We start from the raw sequence: 2027 nt of genomic DNA on the forward strand, positions 1-2027 counted from the left end.
ACCTAAGCTATCAGCTATCAGCGGTCAGCGGTCAGCGGTCAGCGGTCAGCTATCAGCGGTCAGCTTTTAGCTCACGCTACTTGAGGTGCCGTCAGCTTATTTTATTCAAAAGTACTGATTGCGCTACGCGCACGCTGCGCCAACAGTAGTTTGGCCACAGGCCGACATTTGATAGCTGATAGCTGATAGCTGATAACTGATAGCTTACGTCTAGAGATTTAATCAACTATGCGATCGCATCGACTATAGTAACCGTTGCGGAAACCTAACCGTTGCGGAAGCCTAACTGTTAAACAACCATGCGATCGCGTAGCGTGGCCAAAGGCCAATCGCGTAGCCTGGCCTTTGGCCAATCCCATAGTTAGCTGTCCGGTAAAAGAAGCCCCACATCCTAATGCGTAGCATAGGTGTGGGATGAATTTTACACAGACTCTTTCGGATCAGGGAAACGAGCTATCAAGCTTCTTATCAACTCAGAGTTGGTCATACCTCTACGATCGGCTTCCTGTCTTAGTTGCCTTTTTTCAAAATCAGTCAATCTAATCATCAAATTTTTATCCTTCATTGTGCGTTGACACCTGTAAATACTTGCGCTATACTAAGTATAGGTCGAAAAACAGGAGGCAGCAACGATGATAGCAGCGTATCAGTACCGGCTAAGACTAACAAAAGAACAGGCACAGAAAGTAGAAAAATGGCTAGATATGCTTCGACACCAGTACAACTACTTACTGGCTGATAGATTTAGATGGTACGAGCAAAGCCGCTGCTCAATCAATTCTTGTCCTCTTATTTGTAATGTCCCAGAATTAAGGGATAATCCAGACTATTTTTCACAGAAACGAACCCTTCCTCAATTAAAAAAGGATAGACCTTGGTACGCTGATATTCAGTCTCAAGTTTTACAAGACTGTGTAAAGCGTGTTGACTTAGCTTTTAAGCGATTCCTAAAAGGAGACTGCAACGGAAAGAAGAGCGGAAGACCTAGATTCAAAGGCCAAAACAGGTATAAGTCTTTCACTTTCCCTTGTTTGTCCAAAAGTCCTATAGATGGAAACACCTTAACTCTTCCTAAGTTTGGAAAAGTTAAGATGATCTATCACAGACCTATCCCTGAAGGCTTCAAGGTAAAGACTGCTACTATAACTCGAAAGGCTGATGGTTATTACGTCACGCTTTCGATCCAAGATGACACAGTTCCAGAAATCTTACCACTAGAAAATGTGGCTAACCCTATCGGGATAGACATGGGACTTAAGTCCTTCTTGGTCAAGTCTGATGGGTCAGAGGTACCAATTCCTCAGTACTATCGTAAAGCCCAAAAGCGATTAAAGAAAATACAGAAAACTGTGAGCCGTTCCAAGAAAGGTAGCAATAACAGAAAAAAGGCTGTACTAAAACTTGGAAAGGCTCACAAAAAAGTCGCAGATACTAGAAAAGATTTTCATTTTAAGACAGCAAAAGAGCTATTAGCTGACCACGATCTAATAGCTCATGAAAAGCTGAATATCAAAGGACTAGCCAGGACTAAGCTAGCTAAATCAGTGTTAGATGCTGGGTGGGGTCAATTCCTGTCAATATTGTCAAACAAAGCCGTTCGCGTAGCGTGGCCTACGGCCTTAAATGCTGGTTTGAGAACGAAAGCAGTAAATCCTCGGAACACCAGTCAAAACTGTTCCAATTGTGGCAAAAAAGTGCCCAAAGAACTAAAAGACCGCATTCATTCTTGTCCTCATTGTGGATATACCGAGGACAGAGATGTAAATGCGGCCAGGAATATATTGAATTTGGCGGTGGGACGTCCCGTCAGAAGTAAAGCTTGCCGAGCAACCGAACCGTTGGGTGGTGTTGGCAAGAAGCCCACACTGAACCTGTAAAGGTCAGTGTGGGAGTACGTCACATCAAATCCCGATAATTGCCCAAACTTACGATATCCAGACAAAATCTTTCTCCCCCGACTCCCGACTCCCTCGGTGCGCTTACAGTCGTCGAATTAAATTCGCCACGGGTCGCACCGCTCCCGACTC

The 2027-nt window shown here is 44.3% G+C and carries 2 protein-coding genes; one reads left to right on the forward strand and one right to left on the reverse strand.

Annotated elements, in window-relative coordinates; genetic code table 11:
• Window positions 1-218: 218 nt before the first annotated feature.
• A complete protein-coding gene (locus tag F6K38_RS40390; RefSeq protein WP_154659808.1) occupies window positions 219-359 on the reverse strand; it encodes a hypothetical protein in 141 nt (46 codons plus the stop codon).
• A gap of 273 nt (window positions 360-632) precedes the next feature.
• On the opposite strand from F6K38_RS40390, the gene F6K38_RS40395 reads away from it, so the two are divergent.
• Complete coding sequence (locus tag F6K38_RS40395) at window positions 633-1877, forward strand: RNA-guided endonuclease InsQ/TnpB family protein (RefSeq protein ID WP_287360481.1); 1245 nt, start codon at window positions 633-635, stop codon at window positions 1875-1877.
• Window positions 1878-2027: the final 150 nt, after the last annotated feature.

It is taken from the genome of Moorena sp. SIO3B2 (assembly GCF_010692525.1).
Taxonomy (GTDB): Bacteria; Cyanobacteriota; Cyanobacteriia; order Cyanobacteriales; family Coleofasciculaceae; genus Moorena; species Moorena producens.

What these genes read in the sequence shown, in the direction of transcription:
- F6K38_RS40390 (WP_154659808.1), bottom strand. Translation starts at nt 359, where the DNA reads ATGGGATTGGCCAAAGGCCAGGCTACGCGATTGGCCTTTGGCCACGCT.
- F6K38_RS40395 (WP_287360481.1), top strand. Translation starts at nt 633, where the DNA reads ATGATAGCAGCGTATCAGTACCGGCTAAGACTAACAAAAGAACAGGCA.